Annotated in this window: 22 protein-coding genes; 9 read left to right on the top strand and 13 right to left on the bottom strand. The window is 63.2% G+C overall.

All coding sequences use genetic code 11. From position 1 onward, the window contains the following. Positions 1 to 8: 8 nt before the first annotated feature. From ACZ1G8_RS02115 to ACZ1G8_RS02105, 3 genes are read left to right on the top strand one after another with little or no spacing between them, the layout of a single operon-like run. The gene (locus ACZ1G8_RS02115) at positions 9 to 620 is read left to right on the top strand and encodes an HdaA/DnaA family protein (protein WP_472680189.1); all 612 of its coding nucleotides are present in this window, start codon (positions 9 to 11) and stop codon (positions 618 to 620) included. Between the two features lie 27 nt (positions 621 to 647). Continuing rightward, positions 648 to 1,349, top strand: coding sequence for a serine O-acetyltransferase EpsC (gene epsC, locus ACZ1G8_RS02110; RefSeq protein ID WP_472680188.1), 702 nt, complete (start codon positions 648 to 650; stop codon positions 1,347 to 1,349). Continuing rightward, positions 1,349 to 1,699, top strand: a complete 351-nt coding sequence (locus ACZ1G8_RS02105; protein WP_472680187.1) for a DUF2794 domain-containing protein — start codon at positions 1,349 to 1,351, stop codon at positions 1,697 to 1,699. The genes epsC and ACZ1G8_RS02105 overlap by 1 nt, the downstream gene beginning before the upstream one ends. 61 nt (positions 1,700 to 1,760) lie before the next feature. Here the strand turns inward: ACZ1G8_RS02105 and ACZ1G8_RS02100 are convergent, their stop codons facing one another. The 4 genes from ACZ1G8_RS02100 to ACZ1G8_RS02085 all read right to left on the bottom strand — a co-directional run bounded on the left by ACZ1G8_RS02100 (position 1,761) and on the right by ACZ1G8_RS02085 (position 5,539). After that, positions 1,761 to 2,825, bottom strand: a complete 1,065-nt coding sequence (locus ACZ1G8_RS02100; protein WP_472680186.1) for a hypothetical protein — start codon at positions 2,823 to 2,825, stop codon at positions 1,761 to 1,763. 71 nt (positions 2,826 to 2,896) lie between these two features. Further along, positions 2,897 to 3,727: a DUF4328 domain-containing protein gene (locus ACZ1G8_RS02095; protein WP_472680185.1), complete on the bottom strand. Its 831-nt coding sequence runs from the start codon at positions 3,725 to 3,727 to the stop codon at positions 2,897 to 2,899. 70 nt (positions 3,728 to 3,797) lie between these two features. Continuing rightward, the gene (locus ACZ1G8_RS02090; protein WP_221427988.1) at positions 3,798 to 4,727 is read right to left on the bottom strand and encodes an SDR family NAD(P)-dependent oxidoreductase; all 930 of its coding nucleotides are present in this window, start codon (positions 4,725 to 4,727) and stop codon (positions 3,798 to 3,800) included. After that, positions 4,724 to 5,539, bottom strand: a complete 816-nt coding sequence (locus tag ACZ1G8_RS02085) for an HAD family hydrolase (RefSeq protein WP_472680184.1) — start codon at positions 5,537 to 5,539, stop codon at positions 4,724 to 4,726. The genes ACZ1G8_RS02090 and ACZ1G8_RS02085 overlap by 4 nt, the downstream gene beginning before the upstream one ends. Before the next feature lie 61 nt (positions 5,540 to 5,600). Here ACZ1G8_RS02085 and glmU point away from each other — a divergent pair, with 61 nt between their 5' ends. From glmU to ACZ1G8_RS02070, 3 genes are all read left to right on the top strand, one after another. Beyond that, positions 5,601 to 6,968 carry a bifunctional UDP-N-acetylglucosamine diphosphorylase/glucosamine-1-phosphate N-acetyltransferase GlmU gene (glmU, locus tag ACZ1G8_RS02080; RefSeq protein ID WP_472680183.1) on the top strand — a complete coding sequence of 456 codons (1,368 nt, stop codon included), beginning with the start codon at positions 5,601 to 5,603 and terminating at the stop codon, positions 6,966 to 6,968. Next, positions 6,965 to 7,237 (top strand): HNH endonuclease, encoded by a 273-nt coding sequence (locus ACZ1G8_RS02075; protein ID WP_472681154.1) that lies wholly within the window; start codon positions 6,965 to 6,967, stop codon positions 7,235 to 7,237. The genes glmU and ACZ1G8_RS02075 overlap by 4 nt, the downstream gene beginning before the upstream one ends. A 69-nt stretch (positions 7,238 to 7,306) precedes the next feature. Continuing rightward, entirely contained in the window at positions 7,307 to 7,936 is a 630-nt protein-coding gene (locus tag ACZ1G8_RS02070) for an SOUL family heme-binding protein (protein WP_472680182.1), read from the top strand. Positions 7,937 to 8,005: 69 nt separating this feature from the next. Here ACZ1G8_RS02070 and ACZ1G8_RS02065 read toward each other — a convergent pair whose 3' ends face one another. The 7 genes from ACZ1G8_RS02065 to ACZ1G8_RS02035 all read right to left on the bottom strand — a co-directional run bounded on the left by ACZ1G8_RS02065 (position 8,006) and on the right by ACZ1G8_RS02035 (position 15,385). Next, positions 8,006 to 10,138 (bottom strand): prolyl oligopeptidase family serine peptidase, encoded by a 2,133-nt coding sequence (locus tag ACZ1G8_RS02065; protein WP_472680181.1) that lies wholly within the window; start codon positions 10,136 to 10,138, stop codon positions 8,006 to 8,008. Between the two features lie 153 nt (positions 10,139 to 10,291). Then, positions 10,292 to 10,549, bottom strand: coding sequence for an ATP synthase F1 subunit epsilon (locus ACZ1G8_RS02060; protein ID WP_472680180.1), 258 nt, complete (start codon positions 10,547 to 10,549; stop codon positions 10,292 to 10,294). A gap of 4 nt (positions 10,550 to 10,553) precedes the next feature. Next, a complete protein-coding gene (gene atpD, locus ACZ1G8_RS02055; RefSeq protein ID WP_472680179.1) occupies positions 10,554 to 12,011 on the bottom strand; it encodes a F0F1 ATP synthase subunit beta in 1,458 nt (485 codons plus the stop codon). Positions 12,012 to 12,040: 29 nt separating this feature from the next. Further along, on the bottom strand, positions 12,041 to 12,376 hold the full coding sequence (locus ACZ1G8_RS02050) for a hypothetical protein (protein WP_221427995.1): 336 nt from the start codon (positions 12,374 to 12,376) through the stop codon (positions 12,041 to 12,043). 13 nt (positions 12,377 to 12,389) lie between these two features. Beyond that, on the bottom strand, positions 12,390 to 13,262 hold the full coding sequence (locus ACZ1G8_RS02045; RefSeq protein WP_222404412.1) for a F0F1 ATP synthase subunit gamma: 873 nt from the start codon (positions 13,260 to 13,262) through the stop codon (positions 12,390 to 12,392). A 27-nt stretch (positions 13,263 to 13,289) separates the two neighbouring features. Then, positions 13,290 to 14,819, bottom strand: coding sequence for a F0F1 ATP synthase subunit alpha (gene atpA, locus ACZ1G8_RS02040; protein WP_472680178.1), 1,530 nt, complete (start codon positions 14,817 to 14,819; stop codon positions 13,290 to 13,292). 11 nt (positions 14,820 to 14,830) lie between these two features. Next, the gene (locus ACZ1G8_RS02035) at positions 14,831 to 15,385 is read right to left on the bottom strand and encodes a F0F1 ATP synthase subunit delta (RefSeq protein ID WP_221427998.1); all 555 of its coding nucleotides are present in this window, start codon (positions 15,383 to 15,385) and stop codon (positions 14,831 to 14,833) included. A 201-nt stretch (positions 15,386 to 15,586) separates the two neighbouring features. Here ACZ1G8_RS02035 and ACZ1G8_RS02030 point away from each other — a divergent pair, with 201 nt between their 5' ends. After that, positions 15,587 to 16,465 (top strand): TauD/TfdA dioxygenase family protein, encoded by an 879-nt coding sequence (locus tag ACZ1G8_RS02030; protein ID WP_472680177.1) that lies wholly within the window; start codon positions 15,587 to 15,589, stop codon positions 16,463 to 16,465. Here the strand turns inward: ACZ1G8_RS02030 and ACZ1G8_RS02025 are convergent. After that, on the bottom strand, positions 16,431 to 16,985 hold the full coding sequence (locus ACZ1G8_RS02025) for a hypothetical protein (RefSeq protein ID WP_472680176.1): 555 nt from the start codon (positions 16,983 to 16,985) through the stop codon (positions 16,431 to 16,433). The genes ACZ1G8_RS02030 and ACZ1G8_RS02025 overlap by 35 nt on opposite strands. Positions 16,986 to 16,988: 3 nt before the next feature. Beyond that, positions 16,989 to 18,554: a S1 family peptidase gene (locus tag ACZ1G8_RS02020; protein ID WP_472680175.1), complete on the bottom strand. Its 1,566-nt coding sequence runs from the start codon at positions 18,552 to 18,554 to the stop codon at positions 16,989 to 16,991. Between the two features lie 108 nt (positions 18,555 to 18,662). On the opposite strand from ACZ1G8_RS02020, the gene ACZ1G8_RS02015 reads away from it, so the two are divergent. Beyond that, positions 18,663 to 19,718: a bifunctional transcriptional activator/DNA repair enzyme AdaA gene (locus tag ACZ1G8_RS02015; RefSeq protein ID WP_472680174.1), complete on the top strand. Its 1,056-nt coding sequence runs from the start codon at positions 18,663 to 18,665 to the stop codon at positions 19,716 to 19,718. 53 nt (positions 19,719 to 19,771) lie between these two features. Continuing rightward, positions 19,772 to 20,869: a S41 family peptidase gene (locus ACZ1G8_RS02010; RefSeq protein WP_472680173.1), complete on the top strand. Its 1,098-nt coding sequence runs from the start codon at positions 19,772 to 19,774 to the stop codon at positions 20,867 to 20,869. Position 20,870 lies beyond the last annotated feature (1 nt).

Genomic DNA, 20,870 nt, shown 5'->3' with positions numbered 1-20,870 from the left:
TGTCCAGCATGAGCCAGATTGCGCTGCCTCTAACCCAGTCCGGGGCGAAAGGACCCGAGAGCATCATCGTCGGCGAGGGCAATCGCGCCGTTGCCGAAGCGCTCGGCGCATCGCAGGACTGGCCTTTCGGGACAGCTATCCTTGCAGGGCCCGCACGGTCGGGAAAATCGCTCTTTGCCCGCTGGTTCGCGTCTCACACGGGCGGTGGGGCGATCGACGATGCCCACACGAAGGACGAGACCGAGATATTCCATGCCTGGAACCGTGCCCGTGAGGACGGCTATCCACTCCTGCTCACGGTGGACTCAAAGGGCTGGGAAATCACCTTGCCCGACCTACGCAGCCGCATGGGCGCCGCGCTCCAGCTTGAGATCGGCCCGCCCGACGACGAAATGGCCGCGCAGCTCATGCTCAGCCACGCTGCTCAGCGGGGTCTGGCACTGGGCGAGGGGGCGCCTGCCTATCTCGTCCCGCGGATGGAACGCAGCTATGCCGCGATCGAACGGATCGTGGCCGAAATCGACCGCCTGAGCCTTGAACGCAAGGTGCCTGCCACCATGTCGATATGGCGCGACGCACTCGATGCCGTGCAGGGTCCGGAGCAAGCCCGCTTGCTTTGACAGCGGGTTAATGGAAGGATTGAGACCATGTTGGAACGGCTGATCGTCTATCTGGACTCGATCAAGGCGCGCGATCCTGCGCCTCGCAGCCGCTGGGAAGTACTGCTCTATCCGGGTGTCTGGGCGCTGGCATACCACCGCGCCGCGCACTGGCTTTTCGAGGCCGAACTCTATTTCCTTGCCCGCCTGATCAATCACTGGAGCCGCATGCTGACCGGGATCGATATCCATCCCGGTGCGAAGATCGGTCGCAATTTCTTCATCGATCACGGTTTCACCGTGATCGGCGAGACTGCCGAGATCGGCAACAATGTCACCATCTACCAGTGCGTGACGCTGGGCGGAACCAACCCCACCAACGGCAAGGGCGGTAAACGCCATCCGACTATCGAGGACGATGTGATCATCGGCTCGGGCGCTCAGGTCATCGGTCCGATTACCGTGGGCAAGCGCGCGCGGATCGGCGCCAATGCCGTCGTCACCGACGCCGTGCCGGAGGGCGCGACCATGATCGGCCTCAAGGCGCGCAGCACGCTGGTCCCGGCAGAGGAATGGATGAAGGAATTCGTCCCCTACGGCACGCCGTGCGACGATCCGTGCGAGGAAGCGCGTGAGGTGGGCCGCGACTGCATCGAGAAGCTGGAGACCGAGTTGAAGGCTCTCCGGCAGGAGATTGCAGAGTTGCGCTCTGCAGGTGAGCCGGCCAAGCGTAGCGGCACCAGCGACTGATGGCGCTTGGGTCGCCGACAGTCGTTGCCTTTCCCGGACGCCGGCCAGAGCAGGTCGGATTCACTCGCGAAGAACTGACCCGCATCCTCGATGTCTACGGGCGAATGGTCGCCGCCGGCCAGTGGCGCGACTATGCGATGGATTTCACACGTGACACCGCGACCTTCGCCGCATTCGTGCGGCATGCCGAGCGCCCTCAAGCGCGGCTGGAGAAGCGCCCCTCGCTGCGCAGCAAGCAGGGCATGTGGACGCTGTTCGGCGAGCATGGCCAAGTCCTGAAGCGCGGCCATGAACTCCCCGGTGTTCTCGCTCCCATCGAGCGCCGCCTCCTGAAGGCGATCGACAACTGATCCCAACATAAAAAAGGGCCCGCACCGAAGTGCGAGCCCTTTTCCGCTGGAGTATCAGCTATCAGGCAGTTGCCGGAAGGCGTGCCTGCATGTCGCCCGGCAAACCCTTGACCACGGCGCGGCGGATCGGGGTCCACAGCGCGCTCAGCGTGAGCAGGGCGGATCCGATGACCAGCGCGGTCAATGCGAAGTTGAGCTCCACTGCGCCGAACTCGCGGAACAGGAAGGTGAGCGCGATCAGCACGTAGGCGAGGGCGGAGACCAGCAGCGCCCGACGGTCGACTGCGAGGGCGACCACACCGAAGACGATGTAGACTGCCAGCACGCCCACCGCAGCGGCTGCGCCGATGTTGTCGCCGTCCGTCACGCCGAGCAGCGCGAAGATCGGATGCGCGATCATCGGTGCCGCCAGCAGGTGGAGCCAGAAGGCAACGTCGCTCCGACGGGTCTCGCGGCGCGGATCGCTCATGTCCCAGCGCATTGCGAAGCCGAAGATCGTCAGGCCAGCCACGAAGACAAGGCTCAGCACGATCGTTTCCATGTTCTGGTTGTTGGTGCCTACTGCAGCAACGATCAGCGCGATAACCGTGCCGGCGATCGCTGCGGTGCCAGCAGCGATCGTGATCGGGACCATGAAGCGGCGCCAGTGGAACCAGGCCGCGCCCGCGGTGACGAGCGCCGACAGGGCAACCAGCAGCACGGCAAGGGTCTCGTTGCCCGGGCCGTTATTCACGCCGGCCACGTTGATCGAGACGCCGAGCAGGCCGAAGAAAACCCCACCCACGAAGCCGAGCAGCAGGATGATGCTGGGCAGCGCCATGCGGCGCTTCGCGGTGAAGAACTCGGCGAGAAGCCAGGCGGTACCGGCGACCAACAGGCCGCTGGCGGGCGACGGCCCGTCGTTGTTGCTCCAGATCGCATCGCCGATGGCGGCCATGGCCATAAGCAGGATGACGGCGCCAATGCTGACGAAAATGTCGTTGAAGCCGGTGATCAGTCGAAAATGTTCCGCATCAGCGGGAACGGCGTCGCGCTGCGCTGCGACATGCGCACGCAGGGCATTTGCAGCATCGGAGCTTATCGCCCCTGCCGCGACCGCCGAGTTAAGGTCTTCCTGGCTGTACATGCCAACTCTCCCCATTGAAGATGGAGATCTGGATACCCTTAGTGTATTAATACGTCAATACGGTTCCGCAATCAGGCCCCGATAATGTTCACCCGCGGCTTCTCGGGGATCTCTGTCTCGATCTCTGCCGGATCGATCTCGGGAAGCACTTCCTCCTGCGCAGCGGTGATGGCCCGCGTGAGCGAGGAAAACAGGTATGCCGCCGTCAACAGCAGGAGGATGGCGAAAGCCATCAGCGCGAACTCCATCCATAGCGGCGTCATCAGGATGAGGTTGGTGCCTGCATCGAGTGCGAACTTGACGATCATCGCGCTGAAGATGAGCAGGCCGACGAGCACGGCCGTCCACCAGGCGGTCACATTCTCGACCCCCGAGTGCGCGAAATCTTCCGGTTCGCCATGGCTGCGATTGTGCAGCTCGCGCATCGCCTCGAACGGCAGCATGAAATTGGCCACGGGGATTAGGTAGGAGGCCACGGCAAAGCCGGGTCCGTATTTGGACCGGATCCCCACTTCGCGGATATTGGCGTGCGCGCGCCACACCCAGATCATGGCGGAGACGACGAAGCCGAGGGCCGCGAGGATCAGCGTGATCAGCGAGATGATCGAAACAATGCCGGGTTTCTGGTCGTCGCCGGCCGGCAGGAACCGGCCCTCGATGAAGAATGCGCTGCCCGAACGGTTGTATTCTGCCTGAAGCTGGCGGCGCTGTTGCTGGTAGCCGTAATACTGGCTGGGAGGCGGTGCCAGGGCCTCGAGCCGTTCGATCCGCTCGTATTCCTCCTTCACCGCAACGCCGCCGAGGACGAGCTGCGAGAGCCCGGCCAGTACCAGCAGGATCGCGAAACCGGTGACGGCGAGCGAGGAGATGCGCAGCGTGCGCAGCTTGGCTTCCAGATTCATGCAGACCCCCAAAGAAAAACCCCGCACCATCATGCGATGGGGCGGGGCTTTTCGCAATAAGGGGAAGGATTTATCCGCGAGCGCTGCTCGGGCCGGTTCCGGTAACCTTCTGCATCGCGGTCAGGATCGCGCCCGACTGCTCGCTGCCCGACTGCGGGGCCTTGAGGTTCGAGAACTCGCTGATCTTGTCCCAGTTGGCAGCAAAGCCTTCGACCGTGCGCTCGCCATCGGGCAGCCAGACGGCGTCGTTCATGACGGTCCATGCCGAGTGATAGCCGCCTGCACCTGCGCCGACGATGGCATTGGTGGGCGCATCTTCGCTGACGAGGAAGAGCGCAGCCGGAACCACGTTCACCGGATCGAACAGCTTGAAGGCTTCTTCGGGGAAGAGGTCTTCGGTCATGCGCGTGCCCGCGACGGGCGAGAGCGTGTTGACCTTGATGTTGTACTTCGCGCCTTCGAGCTGGAGTGTCTTGGTGAGTCCTGCGAGGCCGAGCTTGGCAGCGCCGTAATTGGCCTGGCCGAAGTTGCCGAACAGGCCGGTCGACGACGCGGTCATGAGGATACGGCCGTATGCCTGCTCACGGAAGGTTTCCCAGCATGCCTTGGTGACGAAAGCCGAGCCGGTCAGGTGGACCTTGAGGACGAACTCGAAGTCTTCCGGGCTCATCTTGGCGAAGGTCTTGTCGCGAAGGACACCGGCGTTGTTGATGAGGACGTGCACGCCGCCCCACTTCTGCTTGGCGTCGGCGACCATTTTTTCCATCTGGTCGTATTCGGTGACGCTGCCGCCGTTCGACATTGCTTCGCCGCCCATCTTCTCGATTTCCTCGACGACCTGGAGGGCCATGTCGGAATGGCCGGTGCCGTCGCGAGCGCCGCCGAGGTCGTTGACGACGACCTTCGCGCCGCGGCGTGCGAGCTCGAGCGCGTATTCGCGGCCCAGACCGCCGCCTGCGCCGGTGACGATGGCTACCTTGTCCTTGAAGTCGATGCTCATGGGGGGCTCCTGCTTGTGTGTTTATCGTTTACGTAAAGGTCAATTGGCGAAGCGGACTGCCACGTTCCCTTCGCACTTGCAATACTGCGAGCGGGCATGCCCGATGCCGTAGGGGCAGTGCGTGCTCCTAGAGGCGTTCGAGGGCGGGAATGAGGCCTTCGAGCGAGATCAATCGCCGCGTCGGCTGCCAGTTCCTCCGCCGTCCCGTCGCAATAGCCGTACATGGCGGCGACGAAGGGCACGCCTGCCGCGCGTGCGGCTTTCACGTCATAGCTGCTATCGCCGATGAAGGCGATCGATCCCCCGCCGCAGACCTCGCGGGCCTTGAGAACTGGGCCGGGCGCAGGCTTGGCGATGAAATTGCCCTCCGCATCCTTGCCGAGACTGTCGCCGCCGATAATCCCTTCGAAGCGTTCGATCATGCCCAGCGTGGTCAGGATCTGGCGGGCAAACCCTTCGAACTTGTTGGTGACGACAGCAACGCGAACGCCGCGGCCCGCGAGTTCGTCGAGGACTTCGAGTGCATGCGGGTAGGGGCGCGTGTGGACCGCGTTGTTTTCCGAATAGTAGCCCAGCATCACCTTGTAGAGGCGGCGGAATTCCTCGTGTTCCAGGCCGCCCTGCGCATCCACGGCCCGCTTGAGCATGATCTTGGCGCCGCCGCCGATCAGGTCGGTCGCGCTTTCGACTGGGACGGGCGCGAAGCCGCCGTGTTCTAGCGCATAGTTTACTGCCGTGCCGAGATCGCGATGCGTCTCCAGCAATGTGCCGTCGAGGTCGAAGCCGACGCTGTCGAAAGGAAAATCAGCCATTGCGCCTGCGGTGCAGTATGGTTCTTCAAACTGCAAGCGATTGGTGGCATGGCCCTTTGCCATGAGTACGAACCGCGAATTCGCCGCCGTCATCCTCGCCGCCGGCAAGGGTACCCGCCTCAAGAGCCAGGTACACAAGGTCCTCCACAATATCGCGGGCCGCCCGATCATCGAGCACCTCATGGCCTCGGTTGAAAGTCTGGCTCCAGCCCGGACGATCGTGGTCGTGGGCGACGAGCGCGAACAGGTCATTGGCCAGTTGGGCGAACGTGCCGAATGCGTGGTGCAGGAGCCGCAGCTGGGCACCGGCCATGCGGTGGCACAGGCGAAGGAAGCGCTCGCCGGGTTCGACGGCGATGTCGTGATGCTGCTGGGCGATGCGCCCTTCATCAAGAGCGACACTATGAACGATATGCTCGCCCGCCTGCGCGCGCCCGATGCGCCCGCCGTGGTGGTGCTGGGTTTCGAACCTGAAGACGCATTGCAATATGGCCGCGTGATAACTCATTCGGACATGACCATCGAGAAGATGGTCGAATTCAAAGACGCGAACGAGGCCGAGCGTGCCTGCCGTCTGTGCAATTCGGGCCTTATGGCCGCACGCTCCGAAGTGCTCTTCGATCTGCTCGACCGCGTCGACAACGACAATGCGCAGGGCGAGTATTACCTGCCCGACATCGTCAACGTGGCGGTGAAGGAAGGCCGAATCTGTGCCGCCGTGCTCACCGACCGGCCACACGAGGTCGTCGGTATCAATTCGCGCAAGGAGCTCGCCGCGGCAGAACGCCAGTGGCAGGACCTGAAGCGCGAGGAGGCGCTGGAAAACGGCGTGACCCTGAAGGCTCCCGAGACGGTGTTCTTCAGCTACGACACCGAGCTTGCACCCGATGTGACTGTCGAGCCGAACGTCGTCTTCGCGCCGGGCGTGAAGGTTGAAAGCGGTTCGCGTATCCGCGCCTTCAGCCATCTCGAAGGCGCGCATGTCGGCGAGGACTGCGAAGTCGGCCCCTACGCCCGCCTGCGCCCCGGCGCGGTTATGGAAAAGGGCAGCAAGGTCGGCAATTTCGTCGAAATGAAGAAGGCGGTGCTGGGCGAGGGGGCCAAGGCCAACCACCTAACGTATCTCGGCGATGCGACGGTGGGCGCTGGCGCTAACATCGGCGCAGGCACCATCACCTGCAATTACGACGGCTACTTCAAGTACAAGACCGTGATCGGCGAGCGTGCCTTCATCGGTAGCAACAGCGCACTGATCGCGCCGGTTAAGATCGGCGACGATGCAATCGTGGCTGCAGGCAGCGCGGTCAGCCGCGATGTCGCCCCGGGCGAGCTGCGCATGGTGCGCGCCGAACAGCTCGTCAAACCCGGCTGGGCCGACCGCTTCCATGACACGATGAAAAAGAAGAAGGCGTCGGAGAAGAAGGACTGAGCGAGGGCCGCACCACCTGCTGGCTTTGCGAACGGCCCGTCGGCACGCGGGTCCAGTACCATCACACGATTCCCAAGTCGAAAAAGGGGCGCTTCACTGTCCCCGTGCACCCGATCTGTCACAAGACGATCCACGCCAACTTCACCAATGCCGAACTGGCGCGGATCGGTGAGGATCGCGAGACGCTGATCGAGAAGGAAGCGGTCGCGAAGTTCCTGCGCTGGATTGCGAACAAGCCGCCCGATTTCCACGCTCCGACGCGCAAGTGAGCCGATGCATCCGGGAACGATGCGGCTGCGTAACTGCTGTCAGATAGAGACATGCAGAGGAAGTCAGTAATGGTGAAAGCGAAGTATCTTGCGATCGGTCTGGGCGCGGCATTGCTCGCAGGGACCGCGGTTTATGCGCAAGGACGCTACAGCGATGAGCCCGCGTTCGAGCTCATTACCCAGCAGGGCGCTTTCGAAGTGCGCGAATACGAACCGTTGATCGTAGCCGAGGTTACCCATACCGGTGATCGGCGCCGCGCCATGAATGCCGGATTTCGCCGCCTCGCCGCCTACATCTTTGCGCAGGAAGACGGCCGCGCGCCTATCGGCATGACAACACCGGTCATTCGCAAGCAGGCTGAGAAGATTGCCATGACCTCTCCCGTCACGATTGGCGAGGGCGAAGATACGGGCAGCTGGAACACGCGTTTCGTGATGCCCGACAGCTATACGATGGAGACCCTCCCCGAACCGCCATCGGACATCACGCTGATCGAAATCCCATCGCGCAAGATGGCGAGCGTCAAGTTTGACGGCTGGGGTCGTCAGGAGGATCTCGAGAAGATGGAAGGCTTCCTGCGCCGCTGGATGGAAGAGCAGGGCCTCGAGGCAGCCGGTACACCCGAATACGCGTTCTACGATGCACCAGGTGTTCCGGCCCGTATGCGGCGCAACGAGGTCATGATCCCGGTCAAATAGCCTAACAGGCAATGGAAAAGGGGCGGTCCCAGCGCGGGACCGCCCCTTTCCTGTTTCTAGAACGAGAGATCAATTGCTCTCGTTGTCGTCCATCAGGCGCTGCATCAGGTAGACCATCTGGAGGGCCTGGAGCTTGGCGCGCTGTTCGTTGTCGACACCGCCCGAGTGACCGCCGGTCATGTCCTCGTAATACCAGTAGGGCTGGCCGAGTTCCTTGAGCTTGGCCGCACCCTTGCGGGCATGGGCCGGATGCGTGCGGTCATCGGCGGTCGATGCCCAGAGGAACGGGGCGGGGTAGTCCACGCCTTCGACGATCTTCTGGTAGGGCGAGTAGCCTTCGATCCACGCGCGCTGCTCGGGGATGCGCGGATCGCCATATTCGCCGATCCACGAAGCGCCGCGGCCGATCAGGTGATAGCGCAGCATGTCGAACAGCGGGATCGCAACGATCGCTGCGTCGAACAGCTCGGGGGCCTGGGTGAAGGCCGTGCCGACGAGGAGACCGCCCTGCGAACCGCCCTGAATGCCGAGCTGGCCGGCGTTGGTGATCCCGCGGTCGATCGCATCGCGGCCGACGGCGATGAAATCGTCCCAGGTGCGCTGCTTGTTCTCGCGGATTGCGGTCTGGTGCCAGCCGGGGCCGAACTCACCGCCACCGCGCAGGTTGGCGAGGATGAAAGCGCCGCCGTTTTCGAGCCACAGCTTGCCGGTAAGCGAGCGATAGCTGGGCAGCTGCGAAATCTGGAAACCGCCATAACCGTAGAGCAGCGTCGGCGTGGTGCCGTCCATTTCCATGCCCTTGGGCTTCACGAGGAAGTAGGGGATCTTGGTTCCGTCCTTGCTGGTCGCCTCGAACTGCTCGACTTCCAAGCCCTCGGCATCGAAATAGCTGGGCGAGGTCTTGAGCACCTCGGGATCGCCCGTGCCGTCCGAATACCAGAGCGTGCTCGGCGTCAGGAAGTCGGTCGAAGTGAACATGATCTCGTCGGTTTCGGACGAGGTGGTCGACACGCTCAGCGTGGCGTTGTCGGGCAGGTTCACCTCGGTCGTGACCCACTCGCCATCTTCATAGTCGAGCTTCAGCACCTTGCCGACCACATTGTCGAGGATCGCCATGTATGCGCTGTTGGCAGTCGCGCCGCCGCCGCGCTTGGTCTGGCGTTCGGCAGGCGCCCAGACGAGCGTCTTCTTCGCGCCGTTCGGATCGCGCTTGAACTCCTCGAGGTCGACCGAGATCAGCGCATCGGCCGGGAAAACCTGGCCCTGCGTCTCCCAGTCCACATCGGTCGACATGGTCAGCTGGCCGTCGACGATACCGCCGAGATTAGCCTTCTTGGGCATGTCGAGCTCGAGCCATTCGCCATTGTGCCAGACGTAATTGATGCTCTCGTGGAAGCTGATGCCGCGGAAGGCGGTGCGCAGGTGGACCGTGCCTTCATTGTCGCGGATCAGGCCCGAACCTGCCCAGACGTCGCTCTTGTCGCCGCGGAAAATCTCTTCTGCTTCGGAAAGTAGCGTACCGCGCTTCCACATGCGAGTGGTGAAGGGATATTCGCTCTCGGTGACGGTCTCGCCGCCGAAGTCGCGGCCGACAAGCAGCGTGTCAGCATCGAGCCACTGCACGCCGCCCTGGCTCTTCTCCTCGATCACGAAGCCGCCCTCGACGAACTGCTTCGTTGTCATGTCGAATTCGCGCATGATGGTGGCGTCCTCGCCCCCGTCGGACAGGGCGATCATGCACATGCGCTGGTCGGGCGGAAGGCAGGTGCTGCCCTTGTAGACCCATTCCTTGCCCTCGGCCGCGGCAAGCGCGTCGATGTCGAGAACGGTTTCCCACTGGGGATCGTCGGTCTTGTAGCTTTCCAGCGTGGTCCGGCGCAGCACGCCCTTGGGATTCTGCTTGTCCTGCCAGAAGTTGTAGAGCCCGTCCTTGCGGATCGAGACGTAGGGAACACGGTCCTCTGCATCGAGGATGGCGAGCGCATCGGCGGTAAGCTCATCGAACCGCGGGTCCTGCGCCATGTGCGCCATGGTGCGGTTGTTCTCTGCGCGCACCCAGTCGAGCGCTTCCTCGCTGCGGGCTTCTTCGAGCCAGATGTAGGGATCTTCATCGGGTCCCGGGACGCCGTCCTGTGCGGCGAGCGAGTTGGGGGTGGCGATGGTCATGGTCGCTGCCAATGCCAGCGTAGAAACACGTTTCACAGTCCTCTCCTGCATATGATGCGGGTCGGTTCTAACCTGCTCATGGAGAAAGGAAAGGACAGCCCTGCTCGACGAGCGGGCAACGAGGGTGGACCAACGAAAAAGGGCGACCGTTCAGGCCGCCCTTTTCAAGTTTGCGATTGTCCGAAAGGCTCAGCCTTCGACGTGCTCCGCGAGGACCGTCAGGCCGTTCTCGCCGACTTCGGCAAAGCCGCCGCGGACCTCGATGGTCTCCGGCGCGCCGCCTTCGGTCTTGTAGACCTGGACTTCGCCGTCGCGGATGGTCGACATGAAGGGCGCGTGGCCCTCGAGCACGCCGAATTCGCCTTCCGAACCGGGGACGACCACCATGTGGACGTCTTCCGAACGGACCAGCTTGGCCGGCGTGACGAGTTCGAAGTGGAGGGCCATGTGCTTAGGCTTCCTCGGCCAGCTTCTTGGCCTTCTCGACCGCCTGGTCGATGCCGCCAACCATGTAGAAGGCAGCTTCCGGCAGGTGGTCGTACTCGCCGTCGACGACAGCCTTGAACGAGGCCACGGTGTCTTCCAGCTGGACGAACACGCCCGGGATGTTGGTGAAGACTTCGGCGACGTGGAACGGCTGCGAGAGGAAGCGCTGGATCTTGCGGGCACGTGCCACGGTCAGCTTATCTTCTTCCGACAGTTCGTCCATGCCGAGGATGGCGATGATGTCCTGAAGGCTCTTGTACTTCTGCAGCGTTTCCTGGACGCGGCGAGCGGTCTCGTAGTGCTCCTGGCCGACAACGCGCGGTTCGAGAACACGGCTGGTCGAGTCGAGCGGGTCGACGGCCGGGTAGATGCCCAGCTCCGAGATGGCGCGCGACAAGGTGGTCGTTGCGTCCAAGTGGGCGAACGAGGTTGCCGGTGCCGGGTCGGTAAGGTCGTCGGCGGGAACGTAGATGGCCTGGACCGAGGTGATCGAACCCTTGGTGGTCGAGGTGATGCGTTCCTGCAGGTTACCCATGTCGGTCGACAGCGTCGGCTGATAGCCCACTGCCGAAGGAATACGGCCGAGCAGTGCCGACACTTCCGAACCGGCCTGGGTGAAGCGGAAGATGTTGTCGACGAAGAAGAGCACGTCCTGGCCTTCGACGTCGCGGAAGTATTCCGCCATGGTCAGGCCCGAGAGAGCGACGCGTGCACGTGCGCCCGGAGGCTCGTTCATCTGGCCGAAGACGAGGGCAACCTTCGAACCTTCGCTGATAGCTTCGCCAGCATCGTTCTTGGCAATAACGCCAGCGTCGAGGAATTCGTGGTAGAGGTCGTTACCTTCACGGGTACGCTCACCGACACCGGCGAAGACGGACACACCACCGTGGCCCTTCGCGATGTTGTTGATGAGCTCCTGGATGAGGACGGTCTTGCCGACGCCGGCGCCGCCGAACAGGCCGATCTTACCGCCCTTTGCGTAAGGTGCGAGAAGGTCGATGACCTTGATGCCGGTCACGAGGATGGCCGCTTCGGTCGACTGGTCGACGAAGAGCGGTGCTTCCGCGTGGATCGGGCTAGTGCTGTCGGCACCGATCGGTCCGCGTTCGTCGATCGGCGCGCCGACGACGTTCATGATGCGGCCGAGCGTCTTCGGGCCCACCGGGACCGAAATCTGTGCGCCGGTGTTGACGACTTCCTGCCCGCGGACGAGGCCGTCGGTGCCGTCCATCGCGATGGTACGCACGGTGCTTTCACCGAGGTGCTGCGCGACTTCGAGAACCAGCGTGTTGTCGCCGTTCTTGGTTTCGAGCGCGGTCAGGATCGGCGGCAGTTCGCCTTCAAAGGCGACGTCGACGACGGCGCCGATGACCTGGGCGATAGTGCCGTTGGGGCTCTGGTTAAGCTTGGGAGCGGTGGCCATGATCTAAGTCCTGGTTTCGAGTTATCGCGTCAGCCGACGCAAACGTTTTCGGGATCGGCAAGTACCCATTCGCCGTCGCCGGCGGTCAGGGTTGCCTTGTTGCGCAGGTATTCGTCTTCACCGAGGCCGAATTCGCAAACGACGTCTTCGGAGCCCATGCCGGCGCGGCGGCAGACGGCTGTGTTCACCGCGTCGTCCGAGGGGCATGCTTCGGCATACATCTCAGTAAACAGCGCCTGATCGGGAGCCGCGAGCGTTTCGATCGGTTCGGGGGCAACCGTCTCGGTCGGGGTCGGCTCGGGCGCGGGCTCTTCACCGCAAGCGGCGAGGAGGGCGATCGGCAGGAGGAGGGCGAGTTTCTTCACTTTTCGTCGTCCTTTAAAGGGCTTCGGCACCGGCGATGATTTCGATCAGCTCGGTGGTAATCGCGGCCTGGCGGCTGCGGTTGTACTGGATGGTCAGCTTGTTGATGAGGTCGCCGGCGTTGCGCGTGGCGTTGTCCATCGCGGTCATCGACGCACCTTGTTCGGATGCCTCGCGCTCGAGCAGTGCACCGAAGAGCTGGGTCTTCACGTAGCGCGGAAGCAGTTCCTCGAGGATTTCCTCTTCGCCCGGCTCGTATTCGACGACTGCGTCACCGCCGGTACCTTCGCTTTCCGGCGAGGGGACGGGGATCAGCTGGTCGGCGGTCGGGTCCTGGGCGAGGGCCGACTTGAAGATCGGGTAGACGAGGTGGGCCACGTCGAATTCGCCCTTCTCGAAACGCTCGATCAGGTCGTCGGCGATCGCTTCGGCCTCTTCGAAGCCCGGGTTGCGGACGTTCGAGGTGTCGAAGTGCTTCTCGATCTTGTCGGCATAGTCGCGCTTGATCGGGGCGCGGCCCTTCTTGCCGACGAGGTAGAAGGTCACGTCCTTGCCTTCGGCGATCAGTTCGCGCGCCTTGGCCTTGGCGGCCTTGACGATGTTCGCGTTGAGACCGCCGCACAGGCCCTTGTCGGTGTTCACGACCACCAGCAGGTGGCGCTTGTCCGAACCGGTTCCTGCGAGCAGCTTGGGCGCACTGTCGCCGCTCACCTTGCCGGCAAGCGAGGCCATCACGCCCGACAGCCGTTCGGCATAGGGGCGCGCGGCTTCGGCAGCAGCCTGCGCACGGCGCAGCTTGGCCGCTGCGACCATCTGCTTGGCCTTGGTGATCTTCTGGGTCGACTTGACCGAGTTGATCCGGCCCTTGAGTTCTTTAAGCGAGGCCATGACGGCTCCCTGTTAGGCTCGTGGGTCTCAGGCGAACTGCTTGGCGAAGGTCTTCAGCGCGTCGACGACCTTGTTCTTGGTGTCGTCTTCGAACTTGCCGCTGGTGCGGATTTCCTTGAGCACATCGCCATGCTCTGCACGCATGTAGCTGAGCATCTGCTCTTCGTAGTCGTTCACGCGGTCCACGGCGACATCGTCGAGGTAGCCGTTGGTGCCGGCGAAGATCGAGACAGTCTGCTCTTCGAACGGCATCGGCGAGAACTGCGGCTGCTTGAGCAGCTCGGTCAGGCGTGCACCGCGGTTGAGCAGCTTCTGCGTTGCGGCGTCGAGGTCCGAGCCGAACTGCGCGAAGGCAGCCATTTCGCGGTACTGTGCGAGGTCGAGCTTCATCGAGCCCGAGACCTTCTTCATCGCCTTGGTCTGGGCGGCACCGCCCACACGGCTAACCGAAAGGCCGACGTTAATTGCCGGACGGATGCCCTGGTAGAACAGGTCGGTTTCGAGGAAGATCTGGCCGTCGGTGATCGAGATCACGTTGGTCGGAATGTAGGCCGACACGTCGCCTGCCTGCGTTTCGATGATCGGCAGAGCGGTCAGCGAGCCGCCGCCTTCCGACTTGTTCATCTTTGCAGCACGCTCAAGCAGACGGCTGTGCAGATAGAAAACGTCACCCGGGTATGCTTCGCGGCCCGGAGGACGACGCAGCAGGAGCGACATCTGGCGATAGGCAACTGCCTGCTTCGAAAGGTCGTCGTAAACGATCACGGCGTGCATGCCGTTGTCGCGGAAGAATTCGCCCATCGCACAGCCGGTGTAGGGTGCGAGGTACTGCAGCGGAGCGGGCTCCGAAGCGGTTGCGGCAACGACGATGGTGTATTCCATCGCGCCGTTTTCTTCGAGCTGCTTCACGATCTGGGCAACCGTCGAACGCTTCTGGCCGACGGCGACGTAGACGCAGTAGAGCTTCTTGAACTCGTCGTCGCCCGCGTTCAGTTCCTTCTGGTTGATGAAGGTGTCGATCGCGACGGCCGACTTACCGGTCTGGCGGTCACCAATGATGAGTTCGCGCTGGCCACGGCCGACGGGAACGAGAGCGTCGATGGCCTTGAGGCCCGATTGCACCGGCTCCGAAACCGATTCACGCGGGATGATGCCCGGCGCCTTCACTTCGACGCGGCGACGCTCGGTCGATTCGATCGGGCCCTTGCCGTCGATCGGGTTGCCCAGAGCGTCGACCACGCGGCCGAGAAGGCCCTTGCCGACAGGAACGTCCACGATGGTGCCGGTACGCTTGACCGTGTCGCCTTCGCCGATTTCCTGGTCCGAGCCGAAGATAACGGCGCCGACATTGTCGGCTTCGAGGTTCAAGGCCATGCCCTGCACGCCATTGGCAAATTCGATCATTTCGCCGGCCTGGACATTGTCGAGACCGTGGATGCGGGCGATGCCGTCACCCACCGAGAGAACGGAACCGACTTCGCTGACTTCGGCTTCGCTACCGAAATTGGCGATCTGGTCCTTGATGACCTTGGAGATTTCTGCGGCGCGGATATCCATGATGTGTTCCTTTAAGCCTTCATGGCCTGGGAGAGCGAATTGAGACGGGTGCGGATCGAGCCATCAATGCGCTTCGATCCGATGGTGACGACGAGGCCGCCGAGAAGCTCGGGGTCGACCTTCGTGGAAAGTTTGACAGTGCGGCCTTCGCGCGCGGTCAGCTTGGTCTTGAGATCGGCAAGCTGCGCGTCGGTCAGCGCGTGGGCGCTCGTGACTTCCGCGGCTACTTCACCGCGCTGTGCCGCGGCGATCGCGCGGAAGGCGCGGATGATGCCGGACAGGTCGCGCAGGCGGCGGTTCTGCGCCAGCGTGCCGAGGAATTTCTGGGTGAGGTCCGACAGGCCCATGATGGCCGAAACGCCCCACAGCGCCTTTTCGGCCTGCGAACGCGTCACGCGCGGATTGGTGGTGAGCATTTTGAGCTCCGCCGATTCGGCGAGCCCTGCTTCCAGCTTGTCGAGGTCCGATTCGACCGCAGTCACGGTCCCGGCCTCGCTGGCCAGATCGAACAGGGCCGAAGCGTAACGTCCAGCAAGGCTGGCCTTGATACCGGCGGAAATTTCCACGCGTTCTCGTCCTCTAAGGGTCGGAAAAAAGGTCTGTCGTTTCCTGCCATGTTGGAGGCGAAAATGAGTCGCTCCGGCAAGATTGGCGCGCGCCTAGCAAAGGGGGTGCGGCAAGGCAACCCGACTCACACGGGATAAATTTGGAGATGAGCGCTTCGTGGGGTAAATCAGTAGGCCCAAGCCGGGACCGGGAGAGACCTGATGAAGACGAGACCGATGGCATCGCATTGCGGGGTCGAGATCAGCGATGTTTCGCTAGCGGTGCTCGAGGGCACCAAGCTCGGCCAGGTGCGCGATCTTATCTACCGGCACGGCGTTGCGATTTTCCGCGACCAGGAATTCTCGCCCGACGACCATATCGCCTTCGCCAAGCGCTGGGGCGGGATCGACATCAACAATTATTTCCCGCTGACCAACGAGCACCCCGAAATCGCGGTGGTCCGGAAGAGCGAGGACCAGACCACCAATATCGGCGGCGGGTGGCACACCGACCATTCTTACGACCAGATCCCGGCGATGGGCTCCATCCTAGTGGCGCGCACGCTGCCTCCCAAGGGCGGCGACACGCTGTGGGCGCATATGGGCGCCGCCTATGAAAGCCTGTCCGACGAGATGAAAGAGCGGATCGAGGGACTGGAGGCCTCCCACACCGCCGACCATATTTATGCGCCCGACGGTCTCTACGCGCAGACCGACCAGGGCAAGGAACTGCGCGGGCAGGACCTTAAGACCGGTGCCACACATCCTGTCGTCATCCGTCACCCTCATACCGGCCAGCAACTGCTGTATGTGAATCCGGGCTTCACCATGCATTTCGTGGGCATGAGCCGCGAGGAAAGCCTGCCGCTCCTGCGCGAGCTGTTCGCTCACGCCATGAAACCAGAGCACCAGTGCCGCGTCGAATGGGCGCCCGGCACAGTGGCGATCTGGGACAACCGGACCACCTGGCACTATGCGATGAACGATTATCAGGGCTACGCCCGCGAAATGCATCGCATCACGCTGAGCGGAGAAGCGCTGGCCGCGGAAGCCCCGACGGCTCGCGTCAGATTGCGCGTGCCATCCAGCTTGTCGTCATGATCGCTAGGCCGACATAGCCGATAGCGACCGCCCACCAGTTGCGGGCGAAGAACAGGAACAGGATTATCGCAAAGCCGGCCATGTCTCCTGCGGCATAGGAGAAGAAGTCTGTGATGCTTTCGGCCCTCTGTGCCGCGTAGACGAACCAGTTCGTTCCGAGCGGGAGAAAGAAGAGCAGGTAGAGGCCCCAAAGGTACCGCCGATTGTCCTGGTAATATTGCGCAAGGTCGAGACCCTCTTCTGGAATCTCGTCGGGAAAGGAAGCAGCGGCCAGCAGGTTCAGGATAACCAGCACCCACATGATCGGCAGGAAGCGGGCGAGCGTCATCGGCCCTCCGATTTGCCGGCCTGCAATCATCCACCAGATCGACATGATCGACAGCAGCACGAACAGCGCAAACAGAGGCTGCGCCCAGTGCCACTTCACCTTTTTCGAGCGGAGCAGCTTGTTCAGGTGCTCCAGCTCGAAGGCGACCGCTACACCGAGCACGATCGATACGAATACTAGCGCGTTTTCCATCAGCTATTCACGCGTCTCGCAGCGATAGACCAGCCGTTCGTTTGGCTGGGTGGGGAGCTGGCCGAGGACTTCGCCCTGCAGATCGCCCAGCTGGACCGCTGCGCCTTCCGCGCCGCAGACAGGCGCGGTGTACTTGCCGCGTGCCTCGCGTGCCTCGTTCATCGCACTGCGCGGCAGGAGATAGCGTTCGGAGCGGAAGATACGGCGGTCGGGGTCGTAGCTGTTGACCGACACAGCGTCTTCGGAGTTGGGCACGAAGACGCGCGACCAGGTGCCTGCGGCGTAGCCATACTGTGTGCGTTCGTTGACGCAGCCGGTCTCGGCCCAGTCGAATTCGATGTCGGGCGGATTGGCTCCGGTAAACTTGCTGCGTTCCGGAATGAGGCGGCAAACGAGGTCGGCGTCGCCTGTTTCCGGGTTTTCGGGATCGGCGGTGTTGCCACCGGCACCTTCCTGCATCTCGGCAGACACACGCCGGTCGATCTCGTCCAGACCGGGGCGGGTAAGGAAAGCGATGAGGCCGACGATCACAAGGAAGCCGGCGATGCCGAAAGCGATCTTGACCTTCTTCTGTCGCAGTTCGGCATCTTCGCCCTCGGGATCGATCTTCTGCTGCTCGTTCCATGCCCAGAGCGCGAGGCCGAATGCAATGAGAACCAGTATGAACGCGAGCGCCATACGGTCCTCGCGGTCCTCCGCAACGCTGAGCTGGGCCTTCAGGAGGGCGCGCTCGCGGCGTTCGCGGGTTTCCTCGGCGCGCTGGGCGAGGCTCTGGAGCGCCTCCATCTGCTCGCGCTCGAGCCGTTCGCGCTCCGCAGCGTCGAGATCGGCAAGGCTGCGGCAAACGGTGTCGTTGATCACCGGCTCGACCTCGTTGGCACGCAGGAAGGGCAGCAGTTCGCGGTTCGAGACGGCGAAGAAGAATTCTGCATCGCCGCCTTCATTGTCGGCGCCGAAGCTGTTGACCCCGACCACGCGGCCGCACGGATCGAGCAGTGGTCCGCCCGAATTGCCGCGCGCGATCGGCGCGGTGTGGAGGATGGTGTCGAACTGGCGGCTGGGCCGCTCGCCCGAAACGAAGCCGCGGCTTTTCACCGGCGGCATCGAGCGGAAGATATCTGCAAGATCGAGGCCCTGCGCGCGGTCGACATTCATAGGGTAGCCGACGCTGGTCACCTCGCCGCTGTTGGCGATCGGCCGGCCTGCGATGGCCAGCGGGGGCAGGCGAAGGCTGCCGGTCAGGCGTACGAGCGCCAGGTCGTTCCTCGCATTGACGGAAACGATACGGCCATAGACCGCTTGTCCGCCGCCGCTTGGCACGATGCCCACGCGCAGGTCATTGTCGCTCATCGCGTCGCGCACCACGTGGGCATTGGTCACGATCAGGTCGCTGGTGACGGCGAAGCCCGTGCCGTGGCTGACGGGAAACAGCTCGTCATCGTCATTCCCGATAATCACCACGCGCACGACGCCGCGCGCCGCCGCGTCGATATCGGCGGGTTCCGCATGCGCGAGGGCAGGGGCGAGGAGCGCGAGCAGCGCGGCAATCTTTACAAGGAGACGTCCCATCCGCCGTTCTCTTAGCGCCGCGTCCACATTGACCGCAAGATGCGGGATGCGGCCCTGCTCAGCTTTTGCCAGAGCCATGCTTGCAAGATCGCCGGAAGCGATGGAAGGATGAGCGACGTGACCGAGACGAAACCCCTGACCGATGATGATCGCTGGCGCATTGCGCTTGCCAAGGACCGCCGCTTCGACGGTGTCTTCGTGACCGGTGTTCACTCGACGGGGATATACTGCCGTCCCTCATGCCCGGCACGCGCTCCCAAGCGGCAGAACGTGCGCTTCTACGCGACATGCGAGGCTGCCGAGGAGGCGGGCCTGCGCGCCTGCAAGAGGTGCGCTCCCGACCAGCAGAGCCGCGAAGAAGGCGCCGTACTCGCAGCGCTGGAGGTGCTGCGCGAGGCGGAAGAGACGGTTTCGCTCGAACGGCTGGGCCTGCTCACCGATTATTCGCCGACGCATTTCCAGCGCATCTTCACCCGCGCGGTCGGGCTGTCGCCCGCTGCCTACCAGCGTGCCCTGCGCCGCGAACGCGCGGACGAGGCACTGGGCGAGGGCGGCAGCGTCACGCAGGCGATCTACGAAGCAGGCTACGGCGCACCATCGCGCTTCTACGAGGACAGGAAAGACAGCGGCATGAGCGCGAGCGACTGGAAAGATGGCGGCAAGGGCCGCACGGTACACTGGTCCGTGATCGCAACGACGCTCGGCGACATGCTAGTGGCCGCGACCGAGAAGGGCGTATGCTGCCTCTCGTTCGGCGAAGGTGAGGAAGAACTGCGCGCCCGTTTCCCCAAGGCCGATCTGGTCGAAGGCGGCGAGGAATTCCGCGCACTGTTCGAGAAGGTGACAGCCGCCGTCGAAGCGCCGCACACGGCCACCACTGCCGACATCCCGCTCGACGTCAAGGGCACCGCCTTCCAGCAGCGCTGCTGGGAAGCGCTACGCCAGATCCCCGCAGGCGAGACGCGCAGCTATGGGGAGCAGGCCGCGATGCTCGGCAACCCCAAGGCCAGCCGCGCAGTGGGCGGAGCAAATGGCGCCAACAATATCGCCGTCCTCATCCCCTGCCACCGCGTGATCGCAGCCGACGGCGGCTTGGGAGGATACGCCTACGGACCGGAATTAAAGAAGGAACTGTTGCGGCGGGAAGGGTACAGCTGCGATTAAGGCTACGAATGGAAGAGGACCATGGATATCGAAGTATTTCAGTGGGGTAAGGGGTGAAGTTCCGGCTGGGAGGAGCGGCGCTCATCGCGTTTGCGGCAGGGTCCGCGACGGCACAGGATGGGCGTGAACCTGCCGATTTTGTCGAAGCGTTGGCGATAATCGAAGGCAGCTACGCAGGGTATCCCGACAAGACAACGGACCGGAAAGAGGCTTGGGATACGTTGGTTGCGGATGCCCGCCGGATAGCCTCTGCCTGCCCCGACGCGGTCGACAACCAGTTGCGCCGGATCGTCCACTTCTTTGGCGACCGCCATATTCGCCTGATTGGGGACATCGCCGATAGCGGGGCTTGCGATGCCGAAGCCTATTGGACCTATCCGAAAGACAGCCGCGAACCGCTGTTTACCGACACTCCACCTGACGCTTTCGAATTTCGCACGCTCTCGGACAGTACCTCCTACCTGCGAGCACCCCATTTCGGGGATGGCGCGGGCGAAGCACTACGAAGCCTGATCGAGCGGTATCGCGGTGACATTTCGACCCGACCCAATCTCATTATCGACGTGCGGCTCAACGGCGGCGGGCGGGATACAAACTACCAAATGCTGATGCCGCTGCTTGCAACGCGGCCGATCTATTCCATTGGCGTCGAATTTCGCTCCAGCGAACGCAACGCGGCTGCGCTCGGCGCAAACCTGGACAGTCCCGGTTTCCCGGCCGAATACCGCGAGCCCTTGCAGTCGTTGATGGACCAGATGCGTTCCGGGCAACCGTGGGCCGAATTTGGGGAGGAGGGCGACCTTTCGATCACGACCTACGATCCCGATCCCGATGCCCCGCAGCGGATCGTCATCCTGACCGATTACGCGGCAAGCTCGGCGGAGCAATTCGTCCTCGATGCGCGCGCCTCGCGCAAGGTGACGACGATAGGAGGCCCCACGCGCGGGGTGCTGGACTATTCGAATGTGATCGGTGAGGAATTGCCCTCGGGCACGCTGCGTCTCGAGTGGGCGACCAGCCGGTCGAAGCGCCTGCCGCATGAGCGGGTCGATCCCGATGGCATAGCGCCGGATATCCTGCACCGAGGGGAGCAGCTGGCCTTCGCCCAGCAATGGCTTGAGAGCCGTTGTGAGGGAGCTGGTCCGGATTGAG

This window comes from Qipengyuania sp. BR81-2 (genome assembly GCF_055693895.1).
Note: the sequence above shows the minus strand (reverse complement) of the source record. Positions and strands in the feature narration are given on the sequence as shown.